Annotated in this window: 23 protein-coding genes; 3 read left to right on the forward strand and 20 right to left on the reverse strand. The window is 41.8% G+C overall.

Annotated elements, in window-relative coordinates; genetic code table 11:
* The 19 genes from CLOL250_RS04625 to CLOL250_RS04715 form a co-directional block, all read right to left on the reverse strand.
* Positions 1-1,905, reverse strand: coding sequence for a DNA gyrase/topoisomerase IV subunit B (locus tag CLOL250_RS04625; RefSeq protein WP_008401000.1), 1,905 nt, complete (start codon positions 1,903-1,905; stop codon positions 1-3).
* Positions 1,906-1,972: 67 nt separating this feature from the next.
* The gene (locus CLOL250_RS04630) at positions 1,973-3,583 is read right to left on the reverse strand and encodes a sensor histidine kinase (protein ID WP_147554281.1); all 1,611 of its coding nucleotides are present in this window, start codon (positions 3,581-3,583) and stop codon (positions 1,973-1,975) included.
* Positions 3,555-4,256 carry a response regulator transcription factor gene (locus CLOL250_RS04635; protein ID WP_008401003.1) on the reverse strand — a complete coding sequence of 234 codons (702 nt, stop codon included), beginning with the start codon at positions 4,254-4,256 and terminating at the stop codon, positions 3,555-3,557. The genes CLOL250_RS04630 and CLOL250_RS04635 overlap by 29 nt, the downstream gene beginning before the upstream one ends.
* An 80-nt stretch (positions 4,257-4,336) precedes the next feature.
* Positions 4,337-5,062 (reverse strand): tRNA (guanosine(37)-N1)-methyltransferase TrmD, encoded by a 726-nt coding sequence (gene trmD / locus CLOL250_RS04640; protein ID WP_044945005.1) that lies wholly within the window; start codon positions 5,060-5,062, stop codon positions 4,337-4,339.
* A gap of 17 nt (positions 5,063-5,079) precedes the next feature.
* Positions 5,080-5,589 (reverse strand): ribosome maturation factor RimM, encoded by a 510-nt coding sequence (gene rimM / locus CLOL250_RS04645; RefSeq protein WP_044945007.1) that lies wholly within the window; start codon positions 5,587-5,589, stop codon positions 5,080-5,082.
* A gap of 70 nt (positions 5,590-5,659) precedes the next feature.
* Positions 5,660-5,887 carry a KH domain-containing protein gene (locus CLOL250_RS04650; RefSeq protein WP_008401006.1) on the reverse strand — a complete coding sequence of 76 codons (228 nt, stop codon included), beginning with the start codon at positions 5,885-5,887 and terminating at the stop codon, positions 5,660-5,662.
* A 21-nt stretch (positions 5,888-5,908) separates the two neighbouring features.
* Positions 5,909-6,154 carry a 30S ribosomal protein S16 gene (gene rpsP, locus CLOL250_RS04655; protein ID WP_008401008.1) on the reverse strand — a complete coding sequence of 82 codons (246 nt, stop codon included), beginning with the start codon at positions 6,152-6,154 and terminating at the stop codon, positions 5,909-5,911.
* A 41-nt stretch (positions 6,155-6,195) separates the two neighbouring features.
* A complete protein-coding gene (gene ffh / locus CLOL250_RS04660) occupies positions 6,196-7,542 on the reverse strand; it encodes a signal recognition particle protein (RefSeq protein ID WP_008401009.1) in 1,347 nt (448 codons plus the stop codon).
* A 32-nt stretch (positions 7,543-7,574) separates the two neighbouring features.
* Positions 7,575-7,967, reverse strand: a complete 393-nt coding sequence (gene ylxM / locus CLOL250_RS04665) for a YlxM family DNA-binding protein (protein ID WP_008401010.1) — start codon at positions 7,965-7,967, stop codon at positions 7,575-7,577.
* Positions 7,968-8,026: 59 nt separating this feature from the next.
* On the reverse strand, positions 8,027-8,956 hold the full coding sequence (locus CLOL250_RS04670) for a bifunctional riboflavin kinase/FAD synthetase (protein WP_008401011.1): 930 nt from the start codon (positions 8,954-8,956) through the stop codon (positions 8,027-8,029).
* Between the two features lie 14 nt (positions 8,957-8,970).
* Entirely contained in the window at positions 8,971-9,903 is a 933-nt protein-coding gene (gene truB, locus CLOL250_RS04675; protein ID WP_008401012.1) for a tRNA pseudouridine(55) synthase TruB, read from the reverse strand.
* A complete protein-coding gene (locus CLOL250_RS04680; RefSeq protein WP_044945009.1) occupies positions 9,897-10,844 on the reverse strand; it encodes a DHH family phosphoesterase in 948 nt (315 codons plus the stop codon). The genes truB and CLOL250_RS04680 overlap by 7 nt, the downstream gene beginning before the upstream one ends.
* Positions 10,834-11,223: a 30S ribosome-binding factor RbfA gene (rbfA, locus tag CLOL250_RS04685; protein ID WP_008401014.1), complete on the reverse strand. Its 390-nt coding sequence runs from the start codon at positions 11,221-11,223 to the stop codon at positions 10,834-10,836. Before rbfA ends, CLOL250_RS04680 begins: the two co-directional genes overlap by 11 nt.
* The gene (gene infB, locus CLOL250_RS04690) at positions 11,223-14,150 is read right to left on the reverse strand and encodes a translation initiation factor IF-2 (protein WP_008401015.1); all 2,928 of its coding nucleotides are present in this window, start codon (positions 14,148-14,150) and stop codon (positions 11,223-11,225) included. The genes rbfA and infB overlap by 1 nt, the downstream gene beginning before the upstream one ends.
* Before the next feature lie 3 nt (positions 14,151-14,153).
* Positions 14,154-14,477, reverse strand: coding sequence for a L7Ae/L30e/S12e/Gadd45 family ribosomal protein (locus CLOL250_RS04695; RefSeq protein WP_021943979.1), 324 nt, complete (start codon positions 14,475-14,477; stop codon positions 14,154-14,156).
* Positions 14,467-14,736, reverse strand: coding sequence for an RNase P modulator RnpM (rnpM, locus tag CLOL250_RS04700; protein ID WP_008401017.1), 270 nt, complete (start codon positions 14,734-14,736; stop codon positions 14,467-14,469). The genes CLOL250_RS04695 and rnpM overlap by 11 nt, the downstream gene beginning before the upstream one ends.
* 69 nt (positions 14,737-14,805) lie before the next feature.
* Complete coding sequence (gene nusA / locus CLOL250_RS04705) at positions 14,806-15,987, reverse strand: transcription termination factor NusA (protein ID WP_008401018.1); 1,182 nt, start codon at positions 15,985-15,987, stop codon at positions 14,806-14,808.
* Between the two features lie 24 nt (positions 15,988-16,011).
* Complete coding sequence (gene rimP / locus CLOL250_RS04710; protein ID WP_226801019.1) at positions 16,012-16,482, reverse strand: ribosome maturation factor RimP; 471 nt, start codon at positions 16,480-16,482, stop codon at positions 16,012-16,014.
* A 108-nt stretch (positions 16,483-16,590) separates the two neighbouring features.
* Positions 16,591-17,235: a precorrin-2 dehydrogenase/sirohydrochlorin ferrochelatase family protein gene (locus CLOL250_RS04715; protein ID WP_008401020.1), complete on the reverse strand. Its 645-nt coding sequence runs from the start codon at positions 17,233-17,235 to the stop codon at positions 16,591-16,593.
* A 207-nt stretch (positions 17,236-17,442) separates the two neighbouring features.
* On the opposite strand from CLOL250_RS04715, the gene CLOL250_RS04720 reads away from it, so the two are divergent.
* Positions 17,443-18,684 carry a peptidoglycan-binding domain-containing protein gene (locus CLOL250_RS04720; protein WP_008401021.1) on the forward strand — a complete coding sequence of 414 codons (1,242 nt, stop codon included), beginning with the start codon at positions 17,443-17,445 and terminating at the stop codon, positions 18,682-18,684.
* 552 nt (positions 18,685-19,236) lie between these two features.
* On the opposite strand, the gene CLOL250_RS04725 is transcribed toward CLOL250_RS04720, so the two are convergent.
* Positions 19,237-19,638: a PH domain-containing protein gene (locus CLOL250_RS04725; RefSeq protein WP_147554282.1), complete on the reverse strand. Its 402-nt coding sequence runs from the start codon at positions 19,636-19,638 to the stop codon at positions 19,237-19,239.
* A gap of 187 nt (positions 19,639-19,825) precedes the next feature.
* On the opposite strand from CLOL250_RS04725, the gene CLOL250_RS04730 reads away from it, so the two are divergent.
* Both CLOL250_RS04730 and htpG read left to right on the forward strand, forming a co-directional pair.
* Positions 19,826-20,311 (forward strand): DUF5721 family protein, encoded by a 486-nt coding sequence (locus CLOL250_RS04730; RefSeq protein ID WP_008401024.1) that lies wholly within the window; start codon positions 19,826-19,828, stop codon positions 20,309-20,311.
* Between the two features lie 243 nt (positions 20,312-20,554).
* A complete protein-coding gene (htpG, locus tag CLOL250_RS04735; RefSeq protein WP_008401026.1) occupies positions 20,555-22,492 on the forward strand; it encodes a molecular chaperone HtpG in 1,938 nt (645 codons plus the stop codon).
* Positions 22,493-22,572: the final 80 nt, after the last annotated feature.

Genomic DNA, 22,572 nt, shown 5'->3' on the forward strand with positions numbered 1-22,572 from the left:
TTAGATATCAAGCACTGCATCTGTACTGTGTGTCTCAATATATTCTCGTCTCGGTGCTACTTCTGTTCCCATCAACGTCTGTGTCAGTTTATTTGCTTCCACGATACTGTTGATCGATACCTGCTTTAACACACGGCTCTCCGGGTTCATCGTTGTCTCATAGAGCTGGTCTGCATCCATTTCTCCAAGACCTTTGTAACGCTGGATCGTGAATTTACCGGTATGCTTCTTTCGATAACGGTTCAGTTCTTCATCTGAATACAGATACTGCATATGCTTGCCCTCGCCCACTCTGTAAAGCGGCGGGATCGCGATATAAATATGACCCTCATTGATCAGATCCGGATAAAACCGATAGAAAAATGTCAGAAGCAATGTAGCGATATGCGCGCCATCGACATCGGCATCAGTCATAATGATGATCTTGTCATAGTTTAATTTATTAATATCAAAATCGTTGCCATAGCCCTGCATAAAGCCGCATCCAAATGCATTAATAAGTGCTTTGATCTCGGCATTCTCAAGAACCTTGGCTACTGTTTTCTTCTCTACGTTTAAGATCTTACCACGAAGTGGCAGGATCGCCTGATATTTACGGTTTCTGGCTGTTTTAGCAGAGCCACCGGCAGAATCACCCTCGACTATGAAAATCTCGCATTTGGACGAATCATTGGATTCCTGCTTGGCAAGCTTTCCATTTCCTTCAAAGGAGAATTTATTCAGATTGATCTTGGATTTTTCCAGAGCCTTCTTCTTAGACAGGCTGACTGCACGATCACAGATATCCTTTAAGACATCGTAGTTACGGTCAAAATAAACAGTAAGCTGTTCTTTTACAATATCATCGACTGCCTTTGTAACGTCTGTATTCGACAGCTTCGTCTTCGTCTGCCCTTCAAACTGCGGATCCGGATGCTTTACAGATATGATCGCCTGCATACCGGAACGAATATCCGCACCACTTAAGTTTGCATCCTTTTCCTTTAATAACCCAAGCTCATTTCTTGCATACGAGTTGATCAGCTTTGCAAATCCTGACTTGAAACCTGTTACATGTGTTCCGCCTTCCGGATTCGTGATATTATTTGTAAAACCGATGATGTTTTCTTCCCCATCCTCTGTCATAACGAATACGATATCAGCAGTTATATTCTCTTTCTCTCCGCTGATCGCAATGATCGGTGAAGTATGTGTAAGTCCTTCCGATATATCCTCTACAAATGCGGACAGACCGCCCGGCTGATGGAATACGACCGGTTCCTTGCCGTCTCTCTTATTATGAAATGTGATCGTAAGCTCCGGATTCAGATATGCCGTTTCCTTGATTCTCTGCATGATCGCATCGGCTTTGAATTTTACTGTTTCAAAGATCGTATCATCCGGATATAGGGTTACCTTTGTTCCGGTTCGTTTCTCTTTTAACCGGGTACGCGGCAGATTTCCTTCCGGAGTCAGCTCTGTTACCGGAACGCCATACTCATAGCTGTCCGTGTAGAGATATCCGTCTCTTGCGACCTCAACCAGCAGCTTCTTTGATAATGCATTTACAACAGCAGAACCTACACCATGAAGACCACCACTGATCTTATATGTGGAGCTGTTGAACTTACCACCGGCATGCAGTACGGTATATACGACACGTTCCGCAGGTATTCCCTCTGTCTCATGTATATCAACAGGAACACCCCGTCCATCATCTGACACGGTCGCTGAACCGTCTTCATTGATACTGACATATATATTTTTACAATAACCTGCAAGGTGCTCGTCCACGGAGTTATCGATCAGCTCCTGAATCAGATGGTTCAGACCGCTTCTTCCGGTGTTACCGATATACATACCCGGTCTGAGTCTTACAGGCTCCAGTCCCTTCAGCACCTCTATATTTTTTGCACTATACGACATAACATTTCCTCTCTATCCACATAATCATTGATTAGTATATTCTGTATTCCATTTTTTTGCAAAGAAATTATTCTGTTTCTTTCTTTTCAATACCGATTTTTTCTTCGATATCGTCTGTCTCCCCGATAATATCCAGATCAAAATAGAATACAACTCCATCTTTTACATTATACACACCATAACACTTCTTATGTGCCTGCATGGTAGCCGCGACAATGGACAGACCGATGCCGCTTCCGCCATATTCTCTGGTTCTTGCCTTATCTACCTTGTAGAACTTGATGAACAGCTTCTCCAGTTCGCCCTCCGGTACATTTGGTCCCTGATCATATACATAGACACGGAGATTTCCAAGGATCGATCCTTCTTCATATGTGTCTCCCGGTTTTTCATACATATATTTTTCTGTCCAGACACGGACTTCTTTCTCTTTATAGCAGTAATGGATCGCATTTGTCAGATAATTACGGAAGACTTCTTCGATCATGAATTCGTCCGCATAGACATTGATCGGATCTACATCATCATAAACGATCGTAACCTGACTCTGCTCTGCAAGGATTGCAGACGAATCGATGGAATTATGGATCAGATCAACGATATTGAACATTTCCTTATTCACTCGGTTCTGCCCGAATTCTATCTCATTCAGATCAAGTAACTGCTTTACCAGCTTATTCATCTTGTTTGCTTCATCAACAATGACATCACAATAAAAATTCTTACTTTCTTCATCATCATTGATATTATCCCGCAAGCCTTCTGCATAACCCTGTACCAGTGCGATTGGTGTCTTTAATTCATGTGATACATGTGACAGGAATTCCTTACGCATCTCGTCAATCTTGATCTTCTCATCAATTTCCACCTGAAGCTTCTGGTTTGTCTCCTTAAGCTCCGTCAGCGTCTTATTCAGCTTATACGACAGATCATTCATATAACAGGACAGCTCACCGATCTCATCATTGGACGGATGCTCGATCCTTGCATCAAAATCAAGAGTTGCCATTCGTTTTGCAACCCTGGTAAGCCGTTTGATCGGTCCGGCAAATATCTCACTGACAAAATACATCAGAATACAACTGATGATTGCTGTTGTAATCAGTACAGCCATAAAATATTTGATCGTTGTCTGGATCGTGGAATCCACTCTGGCAATTGTGGTACGCACGATAATAACAAATCCATTATCCAGAAATCCGAGCAGATCAAAATAACTCTGAGCTGTATCCTTATCCTTTGTGATCTGTATCTTATAATCCTTATGCTTCTCGACCTCTTCCCGTTCGATCTGGGAATTATTCGCATCTATACTGTCTGAGAACATCAGGAACTCACCGATACTTTTCAGATTGTTAAATACAGCCGTATCCTCATTTACCGTTGTATAGATCTTCATATGAATATCATCCACAATATAGATCATCGCATCGGATTTATTCTCGAGCAGGCTCTCCATGCTGTCAAGGTCATAGCTGCCATCTCTGTTCTTATTTGATGAATCTTTAAAAAAAGCATCACATTCCTGATAGGTCTGGATCAGATTATTTTTCAGTTCATTGTAGTAATATTTTTTAATGAAGATAACGGACAAAATGCCTGACAGCAGGATCATCACAGTAATGATCGCCATCAGACAAAGTGTTATCTTACTCCTTATCGACCTTTTTCTCATCATCCACCTCGAACTTATATCCCATGCCCCAGATCGTCTTGATATAGTCACCTTTATCCTTCAACTTGCTTCTAAGCTTCTTTACATGGGTATCGATCGTTCTGGCATCTCCAAAATAATCATAATTCCATACATTATTCAGTATCTTCTCTCTGGATAATGCAACTCCTTTATTCACCATAAAATAATTCAACAGCTCAAATTCTTTATAACTGAGCTCGATCGGTTCTCCATCGATCGTTACGATATGGGCTGCAAGATCCATCGTGATACCGCCTGCTGAGATCACACTGTCAGCCGGTACATCACTGGTTCTTCTTAAGATTGCTTCTACTCTGGCAACCAGGATCTTCGGACTGAACGGCTTCGTGATATATTCATCAATACCAAGTTCAAATCCCAGAAGTTCATCTCTTTCATCTGACTTTGCAGTCAGCATGATGATCGGAACCTGTGAGAACTTCCGTATCTCCTTACAGGTCTCCCAGCCATCCATCTTCGGCATCATAACATCTAAAATGATCAGTCCGATGTCTTTATTATTCATAAAGATATCAACCGCTTCTTCACCGTCTCCTGCTTCCAGAACGATATATCCTTTCTTACTCAGGAAATCCTTGACCAGCTTACGCATTCTGCTCTCATCGTCAACTACCAATACCTTTATACTATCCATATGCGACCTCCTGTTATTTCCATTTCTTGCTGTATTCTAACAAACATCTATGTCATAAATGTGAATTTCAATCGGGAAATTTACCTTTTTCTCTTTTTCTTCTCCACAACCGGGTGATTTGCTTCATATTTCGCATACAGATCCGGTCGCCGTTCTTTTGTCCGGCTGATCGACTGTTCCAGTCTCCATGCCTCTATATTCTTATGATGACCGGAAAGCAGCACATCCGGAACCTTCTTCCCCATGAATTCTACCGGTCTTGTATATTGTGGATATTCTAACAGATCGTCATGAAAGGATTCGATCTCCGCACTGTCATCATTGTTCAATACCCCAGGAACCAGTCTGGATACAGTATCAATGATTGCCATTGCCGGAAGCTCACCGCCGGTTAAGACAAAATCACCGATCGATACATAATCCGTTACGATCAGCTCCAGCACACGTTCATCGATACCCTCATAATGTCCGCATAAAAGCACCAGATCATCTTCAACAGCAAATTCTTCTGCCACCTTCTGTGTAAATGTCCGTCCCTGCGGTGTCATATATATAACCTTTAATTTCTTTCCTGTCTTTTCACACAAATACTGATAGGCATTATAAACCGGCTCCGCCTGCATCACCATTCCGGCTCCGCCGCCATACGGATAATCGTCTACATGCTTATGCTTATCCTTTGTAAAATCCCTGATATTCACTGCTTCAATATGGATCAGCCCTGCTTCCATCGCCCTGCCGGTAATACTGGTTCTAAGCCCGTCCATGATCATATCGGGGAATAATGTAAGAACATAAAAATTCATCATTCTCTCCATTCGTCCTAATCTTCTGCGATTTTCAGAAGATGTACCTTTACCGTTTTATTTACCGTATCAATATCTGTTACCCATTCCTTTACAACCGGAACATAGATATCGTCCTGTCCTTTTTTCTTTATAACAAAGATATGATTCGCCGGTGTCTCCAGTACATCATCGATCACACCGATCTCTGTGTCATTCTGATCGTATACCTTTGATCCAATCACATCACAGATAAAGAACTCACCATCCTCTAAGGCTACGGCATCCTCTCTGTTTACAAGAATATCATACTGTCTTAAAGCTTCTACATCATTTATACTATCATACCCTGCAAACTTCAAAACTACCATGTTTTTTAAAAATTTACAGGATGTACATTCAGTTTCAATCTCTTTGCTGCCTGATACCAGAAAACATTTTTTCAGGCTTTTAAATCGATTCAGGTCATCCGTTGTCGGATATACTTTTACCTCTCCCTTGATACCATGCGGTGCTGTGATCACACCCACTCTCAGTCTGTCTTCCAAAATTATATCTTTCCTCCACTATAACTAAAAATGGGGGAGTTATGATAACTCCCCCAAAAAGATCTTTGTACTACTTAATATCTACAATTACCTTTTTGTCACCCTTTGAAGCAGCTGCTTTTACAACTGTACGGATGGATTTGGCAATTCTGCCTTGTTTTCCGATAACCTTGCCCATATCCTCTGGTGCAACAGTCAGTTCAACTTTAATTATATCGTCTTTCTCTGTCTCAGTAACAGATATTTGCTCTGGATGATCTACTAGGGATTTTGCAATGATTTCAACTAAATCTTTCATTTAAACACCTCCCTGGTGATATTATTTTTCAATACCTGCCTGCTTGAATAACTTAGCAACAGTCTCAGTTGGCTGAGCACCTGTCTGAAGCCACTTCTTAGCTGCTTCTTCATCGATTTTTACTACGCTTGGCTCCTGGTTAGGATCATATGTTCCAATCTCCTCGATGAATCTACCATCTCTTGGGAATCTTGAATCTGCAACGATTACTCTGTAAAAAGGATGCTTCTTATAACCCATTCTTCTTAATCTGATTTTTACTGCCATTTTGTTTGTTCCTCCTGAAATAAAATATAAAATATAAAAATTTATTTAAATCCAAACGGAAGCTTGAATCCACCGTGGCGTTTTTTGCCACCCATCATACCGGACATCTGCTTCATCATTTTCTTGGATTGTTCAAACTGCTTTAAGAAACGGTTGACTTCCGCGATCTGAACGCCCGCGCCGTCTGCAATACGTTTCTTTCTGGATGGTGAGATCGGATCCTTCAAACATCTCTCATTCGGTGTCATGGACTGAATGATCGCCTTCGGCTTCTTGCCTGCATCTTCATCAATCTGTACATTCTTCATCTGACTGGACATTCCGGGCATCATGGAGAGCAGGTCTCCGATTCCACCCATCTTCTCAAGCTGATCCATCTGTTCCATAAAATCATTGAAATCAAAGGATGCTTTCCGGAACTTCTGTTCCATCTCTTTCGCTTTCTCATCATCGATCGCATTCTGTGCTTTCTCGATCAGCGATTCCACATCACCCATTCCAAGAATACGGCTCGCCATACGGCTCGGATAAAATGGTTCCAGATCTGTCAGCTTCTCACCCATTCCTGCATACAGGATCGGCTTTCCGGTAACAGCCTTAATGGAAAGTGCCGCACCACCTCTGGTGTCACCATCTAACTTCGTTAGGATCACACCATCTATACCAATCTTATCGTTAAATGTCGTTGCAACATTGACAGCATCCTGTCCTGTCATCGCATCAACGGTAAGAACTGTATATGTAACATTGATATTTTCCTTGATCTCCGCAAGCTCATCCATCATATCTTCATCTACATGAAGTCGTCCGGCAGTATCGATAAATACCAGATTCATATGATTCTTTTCTGCATGCAGGATCGCAGCCTTGGCAATATCAAGCGGCTTATGATTATCTCCCATCGTAAAGACAGGCACGCCAACCTTTTCACCATTGATCTGCAGCTGCTTGATCGCAGCCGGTCTGTATACATCACAGGCAACTAACAATGGTTTCTTGCCTTTATTCTTAAACTGATATGCAAGTTTTGCAGCCGTTGTTGTCTTACCGGCACCCTGAAGACCGCACATCATAATGACTGTAATCTCATTTGACGGAAGTAATTTCAGCTCTGTTACATCAGAACCCATCAGCTTATCCATCTCTTCTTTTACAATCTTAATGACCATGTGTCCGGGATTCAAACCCTTAAGGACTTCTTCACCAACAGCTCTGTCACTTACAGCTTTGATAAATGATTTAACAACCTTGAAGTTTACATCGGCTTCCAGTAAAGCACGCTTTACTTCTTTCATTGCCTCTTTTACATCATCTTCTGTAAGAACACCCTTGCTTCTCAGTTTCTTGAAAACATTTTGAAGCTTGTCAGATAAACTGTCAAAAGCCATGAATATCTCCCTTCGTTCCTAACACTCATCTACTAAAACTCGTCCAGTATCCGATCCGATAACCGGTCGATTGCTTCTATCTTCGAATTCAGCCTGTCATCCCGATTCTCCTCCATCAGCTCTGAAATGCAGTCTTTCATCTTCTCGACCTGCTTTCTCGCTTTCATGAATTTGTCAACAAGCTGTAACTTATCTTCATATTCTTCCAAGATCTTATCGCAGCGCTTGATCATGTCATAGACACCCTGTCTGCTGATCTGATTCATTCTGGCAATCTCGGAATAGGACATATCATTATTGACCACATCTTCATAAATTGCTTTCTGATGCTCTGTCAAAAGCTCTCCATAAAAATCATATAATAAAGACTGTCTGACTATTTTCTCCATACGATCACCGCCTGTAAAGTATTTTCCCTTTACCATGGGTTATTCTATACCATGCCTGCATCGTTGTCAAGTAAAATATCTTGACAAATTAATTTTTATCCGAATATCCTCTGTTTTGCCACTTCCATGTCTGCAAGCATCTGTGCTTTTAATTCTGAAACACCTGAAAATTTCTGCTCTCCGCGAATAAAGGATAACAATTCCACGACCAGCTTCTGTTCATAGATATCCTCATCAAAATCAAAGATATGCGTCTCGATTGTTACCCTGCGATCTGTATTCACCGTCGGATTGTCTCCGATATTCGTAATCCCATAACAGACCCTGCCGTCCTCCAGATGTATCCTTGATGCATAAACACCCGTCACCGGATAGATTTTCCCATGCTTTGGAAGCAGATTTGCCGTCGGAACCTGGATCGTCCTGCCAAGCTCTCTGCCATGCACTACATGACCGGACAGAAAATAAGGTCTGCCAAGGAAGGTTTCTGCTTCTTCCATTTTTCCCTCACTGATCAACATTCTGATATAAGTGGAACTTACAATGACATCATGGATTTTTTTCTTTTCTATCACGATCACCTGATAGCCGTGTTCGCCGGCCATCTTCCGCAGAAGTTCTACATTCCCGCGTTTCTTTTTTCCGAATCCGTAATCGGTTCCTACGACTACATATCCGGCATGTAACCTTTTTACAAGGATATCCGTTACGAAAGCTTCCGGTTCCATCGATGCAAATGCATCATCAAACGGATACTCCACCAGTACATCGATTCCCATCTGTTCTGCAAGCATACATTTTTCTTCCGAGGTTATGATGCTTTGAAGCTTATCTACATCAAAGATCGAATTTTTACGAATATCAAAGGTAAATACGACTCCGGTATATCCATCCTTCTGTAAACGAAGCACCTCGTCAAGCAGCAGCTTGTGGCCCTGATGAAAACCGTCAAACTTGCCAAGTGCAACGACGGAACCTTTTTCTGTATTGATCTGTATATCTTTCTGATTAAAATAATGCTGCATTGTCTTCTATCCTATCATCTATCTGTCTCTGCATTCTTCGGGAACATCTTTACCGGCTGGCAGATGCTCTTTTCCTTTTCATATCGGTATATCGCTGCAAAGCTGTCCGTTTCATCATAGACACGGATGCCCGGAACATCTGTAACCGTTTCAGGACTCACAGCTTCCGCAAACTGGGAAAGCTGAAGTTTATTTCCATTTCTTAACAGCTTTCTTGCATATTCATCTGTACCGATATGAAGCTCCGGATACTCCGGCAGCAATAGTTCTTTCTTCATTACATATGAAGCGATCGTTCCCTGATCTCTCGCCTGCTCGATCTCCGCAAGTGTCAGGCTGTCTTCAACCCTGAAGTTCTTCACTTCAGTACGGACCAGCTTCTCCATGACTGCTCCGCAGCCAAGCTTTTCTCCGATATCCCGGCATAAGCTTCTGATATACGTTCCTTTGGAACAATGTATGGTAAATGTAACCCTTGGAAGCGACACATCCTCTATCTTTACCTCAAGGATTGTTACCTCTCTCGGACTCCGTTCGATCTCAATTCCCTGTCTGGCATATTCATAGAGCTTTTTGCCGTTTACCTTGATAGCCGAATACATTGGCGGTATCTGTCCATAAGTGCCGATAAAGCTGTTTACCGCTTCTATTACCGATGCTTCATCCGGGATATCTGCTGTCTCTGTAAGGACTTTTCCTGTTACATCCTCTGTATCTGTTGTCTTTCCGAGCAGCATGACACAGCGGTATGTCTTATCCTTATCGATCAGCATTTCGCTTAATTTTGTTGCCTGTCCAAGACACACCAAAAGCACACCTTCCGCCATCGGATCAAGTGTGCCTGTGTGACCGATCTTCTTCTGTTTTAAAATACCACGAAGCTTGGCTACTACATCAAATGATGTATAGCCCTGCTCCTTGTATACATTCAAAAAGCCGTCTAGCATAACTGTTCCTTAATCTCCTCTATCACGCCGGCAAGGATCTCTTTGATATCTCCCTTCATGCTGAAACCTGCAGCACGAACATGACCACCGCCGCCATGATTGCAGGATATCCTGCTTACATCAACGATATTATTCGACCGAAGTGAAATCTTGTATTCTTCTTCTCCTGTCTGATAGATAAATACCGCCGTTTCCGTTCCCTCTGTGATCCGAAGCTGATCAACGATACCATCCGTATCGATCTTGCCTGCACCACTTTTTCGGAAATCCTCTGTCTCAAGCACTGTGCTGATGATCCTGCCATCTGCATGCTGCTCTGCTTTTGTCAGAGCGATTCCAAGCAGCTTATTTGCGACAAATGTCTTCTTATAGAAGGTTTCATCTATAATAAATGACGGATTTGCACCCTTTTCGATCAGATCACCCGCTATACTCATCGCACTCTTTGTTGTATTACTGTGTTTGAATACGCCTGTATCATGTACAATTCCCATATAGAGTGCTTCGGCAGCATTCTTATTAATCTTGTCCTGTTCCATCAGCTTATAAAGTGCTTCTGCCGCGGAACACGCTTCTGCATCCACATAGCATACCTCACCAAATCCCGGATTGGAGATATGATGATCCACACACATTGTACGCTTCGCACGTTCAAAGATCGGAAGAAAATCTCCCTGTCTTTCCTTATCACCACAATCCACCGCAATACACAGATCATAGACCTGATCTGTCGGTGTATGACTGATCTTATCTGCATCATGTAAAAACAAAAAATCCTTGGAGAATTCCTCCAGATAGATCTGTACCTGCTTATCATAATTGCTGATGATATAATTATATAATCCAACCGTTGAGCCTACACAGTCGCCATCCGGACGTACATGTCCGGTTATAGCGATTGTGTCTGCCTGCTCGATCATGGTAAGAAAATCATTCTTCATTTTCTGTATCATCCTCATCATCTTCGATGTCTTTTACAACATCATCAATCTTTTTGGACATTGTTACACCGTATTCGATCGACTGATCCATGATAAATGTGATCTCAGGTGTATTTCTGAGATTAATGGAATGTGCAAGTTCTCTTCTGATAAATCCCATTGCACTGTTCAGTCCCTCCAGTGTGGAGTTTACGGAATCCTGATCTCCAAGGACACTGATGTATGCCTTGCAGTATTTCAGATCCGGTGTTACAACCGCCTCTACTACGGATGTCATCGGATTAATGCGGGGATCCTTGATCTCTCTGCTGATGATCCGTGAGAGTTCTCTCTGAACCTCTGCATTAATTCTTGTATTTTTTACACTGTTCTTTCTCATTATTTTCTTGGAACCTCTACCATCTGATATGCTTCAATCTGATCCTCTACCTGAATGTCATTAAAGTTCTCAAGAACAATACCACATTCAAATCCTGACTTAACTTCCTTCACATCATCCTTGAATCTCTTTAAGGAAGCCATCTTGCCTTCGTAGATCAGATTTCCTTCACGGGTTATTCTTACGCTGCAATTTCGGTTGATGATACCATCTAATACATAAGAACCTGCGATCATACCGACACCGGAAGCCTTGTAGGTCTGTCTGATCTCTGCATGACCTATTACCTGTTCTTCAAAGATAGGATCTAACATACCCTTCATTGCAGACTCAATATCTTCAATTGCATTGTAGATGACTCTGTATAAACGAACATCTACACCTTCTGTCTCTGCTGTCTCTTTTGCTCTTGCATCCGGCCGGATATTGAAACCGATTACGATTGCATTGGATGCGGATGCCAGAATGATATCTGACTCGTTGATCGCACCAACACCGGAATGGATACATTTTACTGCAACTTCATCATTTGAAAGCTTTAACAGACTCTGCTTAACAGCCTCTACAGAACCCTGTACATCAGCTTTGATAATGATGTTCAGTTCCTTGACATTACCTGCCTGGATCTGGCTGTACAGATCATCCAGTGACATTCTGGATTTCGTCTCAGCAAGCATCTTCACTCTGCTCTGCGAAATGTATGTCTCGGAAATCTGTCTTGCTTCCTTCTCATTATCAACCGCCATAAAGATCTCACCGGCTGATGGAACTGTATCCAGACCAAGGATCTGCACCGGAGTGGATGGAGTTGCTTCTGTTACACGGACACCTTTTGAATTGTGCATTGCACGAACCTTACCATGGGAAGATCCGACTGCAAGATAATCTCCTACATGAAGTGTACCCTTCTGCACTAACATAGTTGCAACAGGACCACGTCCCTTATCAAGCTCTGCTTCGATTACGATACCACGAGCATTTCTGTTTGGATTTGCCTTTAACTCAAGAACCTCTGCAGTTAACAGGATCATCTCAAGCAGGTTATCCAGTCCTTCACCTGTATGTGCGGAAACCGGGCAGAAGATCGTTGATCCGCCCCAGTCCTCAGGGATCAGTTCATATTCTGTAAGCTCCTGCTTTACACGCTCGATATTTGCACTTGGTTTATCGATCTTATTGATCGCAACGATGATCTCGATACCGGCTGCCTTTGCATGGTTAATAGCCTCAATCGTCTGTGGCATAACACCATCATCTGCTGCTACAACAAGGATAGCAATATCGGTAGACTGTGCGCCACGCATACGCATAGCTGTGAACGCCTCATGTCCCGGTGTATCTAAGAATGTGATCGTCTGTCCATTGATCTCTACTACAGATGCACCGATCGCCTGTGTGATACCACCGGCCTCGGCTGATGTTACATTTGTCTTACGGATCGCATCCAGAAGGGATGTTTTACCATGGTCAACGTGACCCATAACGCAGACAACAGGTGGTCTTGGAACCATATCCTTCTCGTCTTCTTCATCCTCTTTTAAGAGCTCCTCGATCACATCGACTTTCTCTTCCTCTTCAGCAATACAGTTATATTCCAACGCGATCTCTGCTGCTGTTTCAAAGTCTAACTCAGAGTTCACGTTATACATCTTACCTGCAAGGAAAAGCTTCTTGATCAGCGCATTTACAGGCTCCTTAATAATGTCTGCAAGTTCTTTGATCGTTATAACCTCCGGAAGTGTGATCGTACGGATCGTTTCCTTGTCCTCTGCCTGCTGCTGAGGCTGCTGTGGCTGATGATGCTTGTTTCTGACATTTTTAGCCAGTCTGCTGATATCTGCCTCAACCTCTTCCGGAGATCTTCTGTTGCCCTTACGAGGCTTATTCTTATCTCTGTTATAATTGTCTCTGTTCTGGCTCTTTAAATCCTTGCCCGGCATCTCTTTTGCTTCAAAATCCTTACGGGTATTTGTTCTTGGACTTCTTCTCTGATTATTATTATTATCATCCTCGTCATCCTTGCCGAATCCCATCGGAGTATTGTTTCTGTTATTGTTGAACCGGTTGTTTCTGTTATCCGGCCTGTCACCGAACTTCGGCTTGTCGAAGCCGCCCTGACGATCTCCGTTTCCGGAAAATCTGCCACGATCCTGACCACCACGGCCATTGTTAGAGAATCTTCCTCTGTCCTGACCATTTCTGTCATTGTTAAATCTCGGTCTGTCAGAATTATTTCTGTCACCGGAATTATTGTATCTTGGTCTGTCAGTGTTATTTCTGTCATTGTTATTTCTGTCATTGTTGTATCTTGGTCTGTCGGAATTGTTTCTGTCAGTACCGTTTCTGTCATTATTATATCTCGGTCTGTCAGAATTATTTCTATCACCATTTGTAAATCTTACACGGTCACCGTTATTTCTGTCGTTGTTATATCTTGGTCTGTCATTTCCCTGCTTGTCGCCAAATCTTGTCTTATCAGAATTCATACGCTCACTATTGTTAAATCTTACTCTCTCATTATTTTGTCTATCGGAATTATTTCTGTTTCTGTCATCTCTGACAAATCTCGTATGTCCCTCATCTTTACCCTGTTTCGACTTATTCGCTTCCCCTGTAGCCGGTCGATCATTTCTTGCAACCGTTTTCTTAGGCTCTTCTTTTACAGGATTTTCTTTCTGAACCTTTTCCGGCGCTGTCTTTGCCGCCTTTACGTCCTCCGGCTTCTTCTCCGGTACAGGCTTTGCTGCCGGCGCATCTGCTTTCTTTGTACCGGTTCCGCATGCCTTCTTAACGATATTGATCATATTCTCATCAACAGCCGACATATGGCTCTTGATCTCGATACCATTTTTGCCAAGGATTGCTTTGATTTCATTGTTACTTATATTCAGCTCTTTTGCCAATTCGTGTACTCTCAGTTTCGTCAAAAGTTACACCTCCATATTTTCACTCAAACTCATGTATTTTATGATCTGTTTCGCAAATCCTTCATCTAAGATTGCGATCGACGTCCGGAATTCTTTTCCAACGAATTTTCCCAGACTGTCTTTGTCTCCAAATTCAAAATATGGGATCTCATAAAAATTACATTTTTGATCAAATAGTTTCTTTGTATTATGGGCTGCATCACATGCCACGATCACGGCACATGCGCTTCCGTTTTTTACGGCCTTTTCTACTGAAAAGTTTCCGCTTACCAGCCTTCCGGCCTTTGCACATAAGGAAATCATGGAATAAATCTTCTTACTGTTCAATTGCCTCTAACTCCTTATCCAGTTTCTCATAAACCTCTTTTGGAATCTGCATCTTGAATGAGCGTTCCAGAGATTTACTCTTCATAGCTTTTTTCAGGCACTCTGCCTTACGGCATATATATGCCCCCCGTCCATTCATCTTGCCGGTCAGGTCGATCGCAAAATTATTCTCATTATCCTTCACGATACGGATGAGTTCTTTTTTCGGTATCATCTCATTACAACCAAGGCACTGTCTGAGCGGTATCTTCTTTGCCATAACATCACTTCCTATGCTTATATATTTATCACCGTTCCAATCGGCATGGTACCCGGTCAGAACTTCATTTTATTCTTCGTCTTCTTTTACTTTTTCCGTATCCTGCTGCTCCAGAGATTCTTCATAAGAACCATCAACGATATCGTCGATATTGTCAAATGCTTCTTCCTGCTCCGGCTCTTTATAGTCATCATTTTCTTCTGAGAAATATCCCATCTCTTCTGCCTGTGACTCACTCTTAATGTCGATCTTATATCCTGTCAGCTTTGCAGCAAGTCTTGCATTCTGACCTTTCTTACCGATTGCAAGTGATAACTGGTAATCCGGTACAACGACAAATGCGCTCTTTTCATTCAGATCTACATCAACTGCGATAACCTCTGATGGACTTAATGCATTCTTGATGAAGATTGCCGGATTCTCATCCCAACAGATAATATCGATCTTCTCGCCGTTCAGATCTTCAACTACGTTATTAACACGGCTTCCGTTTACACCTACACATGCACCTACCGGATCTACATTCTCATCATGAGAATAAACAGCGATCTTGGAACGGGAACCGGCCTCACGGCAGGAGCTCTTGATCTCTACTGTACCGTCTGCGATCTCGGTTACTTCCTTTTCAAATAAACGCTTTACCAGATCAGGATGTGTTCTGGATACTGTGATCTTAGGTCCTCTGGATCCTTTCTTTACTTCTGTTACATATAATTTGATACGGTCACCTCTGTTATATACTTCGCCGGGAACCATCTCAGACTCTTTTAAGATTGCTTCTGTCTTGTCATCCAGACTGACATTGATGTTGTTTCCAACATATCTCTGAACGATACCTGTGATGATATCCTTCTCTTTTGTATAGAAGTGATCGTAGATCGCATCTCTTTCGCTCTCATTAATTGCCTGAACGATTACATTTCTTGCTCTCTGTGCTGCGATTCTTCCGAAATCCTTTGTTGTGATCTCGATGTTGATGATATCTCCGAGATCATACTTGGAATTCATCATCTTAGCTTTTTCCAGAGAAATCTGTGTCGCAGGTCTTTCAACCTCTTCTACAACCTCTTTCTTCGCATATACATGAAACTCACCGGTCTCACGATCCATAACAACATCGATATTCTCATCGGTATCAAAGTCCTTCTTGCAGGCCGCCTTTAAGGATCTTTCGATCGCATCCAGCAGAATATCCTTGCTGATATTTTTCTCCTTTTCTAATTGATTTAATGCTTCGATAATTTCTGACACTTTTTTATCCTCCCGCTTCTTTTATTAATATACAAATGCAAGTCTTATCATCGATATATCTTTTCTTGCAATCTTCAGTTCTTTCTCATCTTCTGTCAAAATGGTAACTGTTTCTTCATCGTATGCTGTAAGTTCACCTTCAAAATCTTTACAGTTATCGATCTTGGTATATGTCTTGATCTCTACAATCTTACCAATACTCCGTTTAAAGTCATTTTCCTTCTTTAATGGTCTTGTAAGCCCCGGAGAGCTGACCTCCAGAATATAGGCATCCTTAATGAAGTCATCTGCATCCAGCAGATCACTCATGGCTCTGTTCACGATCTCACAATCTCCGATCGTTATTCCACCTTCTTTATCTGCATAGATCCGCAGATAATAATCACTGCCTTCTTTTACATATTCCACATCAACCAGTTCAAGGTTATTTGCTTCAATGATCGGCAGAACCATCTCTGTTGCTTTTGCTTCAATATCTGTTTTCTTCGTAGCAATACCACCTTTCTACAAAAACTAAGAGTGGGCCAAAACCCACTCTTAATAGTTACCATAATCTTACTAAAACAAGATTATAACACGTTATAAGGAAAATGCAAGTATTTTTTATCGCATGCCCTTCGCTCTCAGCTCATCTTCCTTCGCATAACGATCCAGAATCTTATTTGCCTTTCGGTCATCGATCATGTACTTATTGCTGATTGCCTGTTTGATGATCTCATCCAGTGCCAGTTCCCTTAAATAAGTATCCTTGATATTAATGGATGCAATCTCCCGGTATGCTCCCATCTTTCTGGTCAGGGTTCCGTACTCATAAGGAATCAGCTTCTCGATCATATTACGGATCTCCTTTGCTACATTTGAACTGTAGCCTCCTGTTGTGACCCCTATCACCAAGTCTTCACGCATAACAATTCCGGGGAACAAGAAGCTGCTGACATCCTTGTTATCTGCTACATTGACCGGAATATTATGTTCGTTACAATACTTTCCGATCTTAGCATTTACATCATCCCTCTTAGTTGCTGCAATTACCATATCTGCCGTATCAAGCGCATCTAATGTCATATTCGACTCATGTACACTGATTCCCTGTACTGCCTTGATCTCATCGCAGATTCTCGGTGCGATAACTGCGATCTTACAGTCAAACTTTATCAGAGAGTTAATCTTTCGAAGTGCGGTCTTTCCTCCGCCAAGTACGATTACTTTTTTGTTTTCCAGATTGATAAACATTGGAAAATATGCCATAGTGAAACCTCCTGTCGCTTCTTTTCTTTTATATTACTTTTCAATAAATTCTTTTTTCATATACCTCATCATTATATACCATGCATAACATACCTTTCTGTAAACAACTGATTATGTTTTTCCTGTTTCAGCATTGATAAAGTATTATTGGCATGAAATGCAACTTTGCTTCATATAATAAACAGATTATAATTCAGGATTACTAAAATGGCAAATGGAAACAATAACGGAACATTAAAAATCAGGATCATCTCGGAACAGACTGCATATCCGGTAACCGATGCGGTCGTTTCTGTCGCATCAACCGGAACTCCGGATGAAGTAATAGAGGAACTGCAAACAGACAGTGACGGTATCATCGACGGCATCACCCTTGAAACTCCTCCACTGGAATACAGCATGGAACCATCTGACAACCAGCCATATTCCGAATACAATCTGAAAATCAATGCACCCGGATTTGAACCACGTATTATCTCCGGTGTACAGATGTTTACTGAACAAAAGGGCATTCAGGCAGTTAAGCTGCGTGTTTCTGATACTGACCAATCGAGCTATAACCCAACGGTGATCGGTGCTCATACCCTCTGGGAAGAATATCCGCCAAAGATTGCTGAGGATGAAATTAAAACAGTTGCAGAGACAGGCGAGATCGTCTTGAGCCGTGTCGTGATTCCTGAAACCATCGTGGTTCATGATGGAGCACCTTCTGACCCAACTGCAATCGACTACTATGTACCTTACAAAGACTACATAAAGAATGTTGCATCAAATGAAATCTACTCCACGTGGCCGGATGCTTCTCTGCGAGCCAATATTCTTGCAATTATGTCCTTCACATTAAACCGTGTCTATACAGAATGGTATCGAGGAAAGGGATACGATTTTACGATCACATCTTCAACCGCTTACGATCAGAAATGGATCTATAACAAGACTATATATAAAAATATCTCCCGTATCGTTGATGAACAATTTGCCAATTATCTGTCAAGGCCGGGTGTCACACAACCGATCTTTACACAATATTGTGACGGGAAACGTGTCACCTGTCCAAACTGGATGACCCAATGGGGTTCCAAGCATCTTGCCGATCAGGGACTGTCTGCGATAGAGATCTTACGCTACTACTATGGCGATTCCATTTATATCAACTCTGCCGAAACCATTGCCGGTATTCCATCCTCTTATCCGGGATATGATCTGTCAATCGGCGCAACCGGTGACAAGGTTCGTCAGCTTCAGGAGCAGTTAAATCGTATCGCACAGAATTATCCGTCCATACCAACTGTCGCCGCCGATGGCATCTATGGACCTGCCACAGCCGATGCCGTCAGACGCTTTCAGCAGATCTTCGACCTGCCCGTTACCGGCATCACCGACTACTCCACCTGGTACAAAGTCTCCCAAATCTACGTTGGCGTCACCAAGATAGCCGAGAATATCTGATCACCGAACGACAGAGAACCCTGCATACCCTTTATTCCGCAGAACACTCGCGTTCTATTTTTCACGTAACGGTACTAAACTCCTCACCTTCGGTGACTCGTTAAGAACCGACGTGAAAAAAGGTCTGCTCCATAAAGGTATGCAGGGTTCCCTGTCTGTCTATGATAAGATATAGTCTACTTCGATACTTGATTCCACTGACAGATCAAAAGTGCGTTGTTGCTTTTATATCATGGTATCTTGTTTTCATATCGTAAAAGATCGTATCTGGTTGTTCAGCAATCACTTTACCTTATAATTTAAAATGAGAACTGATATTACTATTATGAAGCAAGCCTGCCTGAGCGTTGGTACTTAGGCTGCGTCTTTTGCAGCCTTATGTACCACTACGTCGAAGGTAGAGCGGAAGCGTCTTGCGGAATAATATGTAATATCAGTTCTCATTTAATTGTCAACGCATCCCTCTTGCTGAACAACCAGATACGATCTTACATTACTGATCAAAGCAAGCTACTATCATATAAAGCAACAACGCACTTTTGATCGTCCCTCTTAATATGTATCGTGGTCGTCGTATTCGTTGTAGTCGTCGAGTTCATCGCGTTCATGATCCATGAACTCACGGCTGGAAACCTTCTTTTTGGTACGTTCATCTTCTACCATATTTGATAACATTTCCTTGACCTCTCTGGACTTCTTGATGTTCTTGATCTCGAAATCTCCCATTGTCTTATCTGCAGAACAGCATTTGATCGTTCCAAGTCCGCACATTCTCTGCCATAATTTGCGTTCCAATGAAACATCCATGATGCGATAAAGTCGTACTTCATCTTCTTTCACACTGAAGAACCCCGTACTGATAAATAACCGATCCTCTGATAATCTGTACTTTGTAAATGTCCATGGTAATCCGAAAAATATACGTTTGCGATCCTTCCATATAATCTCTGCCATTTCAAAACCTCCCATATTTTTATAAATATGTAAAAATACTAACACACCTCCCGCTAAAGTTCAACAAATGGATTTTATCATCCGGCTGTTTTCAGATTTCCGATTGCAACCTTTCCTCTTTTCCTGTAAACTAAAAGCATCATTTTATCGCGATCCGTTGTTTATGGCAGGGAGGTAAGAGCTGCATATGCTTAATATAGAAATTACTGAAACAAAAAACTTCGTTAAAAAGCTTTTGATGGAACCGGTCTTTGACACATTTTTGCTGGTGGAAGCCTATGTCCGTTCCGACGTTTCTTATACGATCGACGGCAGACTGAATCCATCTTTTTTTGATACGGAAGAACTGGAAGAAATGACCTCAAAGACTTATACGACATGGGGGGCTGTCAGACATCATATCTTCAATGTCATCAAGGGCAATAAACTCCCATTAAACTTCAAGATCGTGCTGATCTTATCGGACGCGAACATTAACCGGATCATTGAACAGAACCATCTGAATCTCACGACATCCGACATTGCAAATCTGTCTTTAAACATCTACTTTGACGGAGAAAAGATCTCACTTACAACGATGGCATCCATGAACATTTTCTCCATGGATAAAACACTTGCAAACATCTGGGATGCAAATGTATCTGCTTTTTTTAAACAGAATCAGATCTTTTAACCACCTGTTACAGCATTCATTTCTAAATAAACCATAAAATATTTGTGAATTATTAGCACTCAACGTATTTGAGTGCTAATTTTGTCTTGACTTCTATTTTTTTCTGATTTATGATATCTGTTAGTGATAACACAGAACAGATAGGGCAGATATTTCTCTCATTACACATATATATATTTGCGTATTCCGATTTGTTCTGACAACTGGAATAATATAGAATTTATATAAGGAGATGCATTTTTTATGAAAAAAGGAAGTTTATCAATTAACAGCGAAAACATTTTCCCTGTCATCAAGAAATGGCTGTATTCCGACCATGATATCTTTGTCAGGGAATTAATCTCAAACGGCTGTGATGCTGTAACAAAATTAAAGAAATTATCTCTGATGGGCGAATTTGACGAACCGGACGAGCCTTATCGTATCGATGTGATCGCAAGCCCGGACAACAAGACCTTACAGTTTATTGATAATGGTATCGGTATGACTGCTGAAGAAGTCGAAAAGTATATTAATCAGATTGCATTTTCCGGTGCTGCTGCTTTCCTTGAGCAGTACAAGGACAAGGCAACAGAGGAACAGATCATCGGTCATTTCGGACTCGGTTTCTACTCCGCATTCATGGTTGCCGATAAGGTAACGATCGAATCCCTTTCCTACAAACAGGACGCAGAACCTGTATATTGGGAATGTGAGAACGGAACGGACTTCTCCATGGATAAAGGCGACAAAGAAACCAGAGGTACTGTTATCACCCTGTATCTGAATGAAGACAGCTATGAATTTGCAAATGAATACCGTATCAAAGAAGTAATCGACAAATACTGCTCTTTCATGCCTGTAGAGATCTACTTTACAAATGCAGATGCCCCTGCAAAAGATGTAGAAGAAAAGGCAACCAAAGCTGAAGCATCAGAAGAAGCTACTGCTGAAACCGATAAAACAAAGGATGCTGCCGAAAAGAAAGAAAAAGAAGCACCAAAGCCTTTAAATACCACAACACCTCTCTGGACCAAGCATCCAAATGACTGTACAGACGATGAATACAAAGACTTCTATCATAAAGTATTCCATGATTACAAAGATCCATTGTTCTGGATCCACCTGAATATGGACTATCCATTTAACCTGAAAGGAATCCTGTACTTCCCTAAGATCAATACCCAGTATGATAATCTGGAAGGAACGATCAAGTTGTATAACAACCAGGTATTCGTAGCTGATAATATCAAAGAAGTTATCCCTGAATTCCTGATGCTGTTAAAAGGTACCATCGACTGTCCGGATCTTCCACTGAACGTATCCAGAAGTGCTCTGCAGAATGATGGATTTGTTAAGAAGATCTCCGATTACATCACAAAGAAGGTAGCCGATAAATTATCCGGTATGTATAAGGTTCACAGAGAAGATTATGAGAAATATTGGGATGACATCAACCCATTTATCAAATTCGGCTGCTTAAAGGATGAGAAATTCTTAGAGAAGATGAAAGACTTCTGTATCTACAAGAATCTGGAAGGCAAATACCTGACTCTGCCGGAATATCTGGAAGCCGGAAAAGAAAAATACGAAAACAAAGTCTTCTATGTTACGGATGAAGTTGCTCAGTCACAGTACATTAACATGTTCAAAGAGGAAGGCATGGATGCCCTGATCATGACACAGACGATTGACAGCCCATTTATCACGCTTCTGGAACAGAAAAATGAAAATGTACATTTCTACAGAATCGATGCAGATCTGTCCGATAATTTTGTAGATGAAGCATTATCCGAGGACACCGCAAAGGAATATACGGATAATCTCACTGAGACTTTCAAGAAGGCATTGGGCGTAGAAAACATCGCGATCAAGGTCGAAGCATTAAAGAATGAGAACCTGTCTTCTATGCTGACTCTGTCTGAAGAATCCAGACGTATGCAGGAAATGATGAAGATGTATGGTATGGCCGGCATGGGCATGGATCCATCTATGTTTGGCGGCAAAGGCGAAACACTGGTATTAAATGCCAACAATAATCTGGTCAAATATGTCCTTGACAACCCGGATGGCGAGAACACTCCTACCATCTGCTGTCAGTTATATGACTTGGCAGTCCTTGCAAACCGTCCATTATCTGCCGATGCCATGACCAAGTTCGTCGCAAGAAGCAACGAGATCTTAAGTATTCTGGCAAAATAAAACCTTGTAATTAAAATATATAACACGGGGATTGCCCCTATACAGACCATAAGCCCCATTATAATATGACATTTAGTGAA

Source organism: Clostridium sp. L2-50 (genome assembly GCF_000154245.1).
Lineage (GTDB): Bacteria > Bacillota > Clostridia > Lachnospirales > Lachnospiraceae > Coprococcus.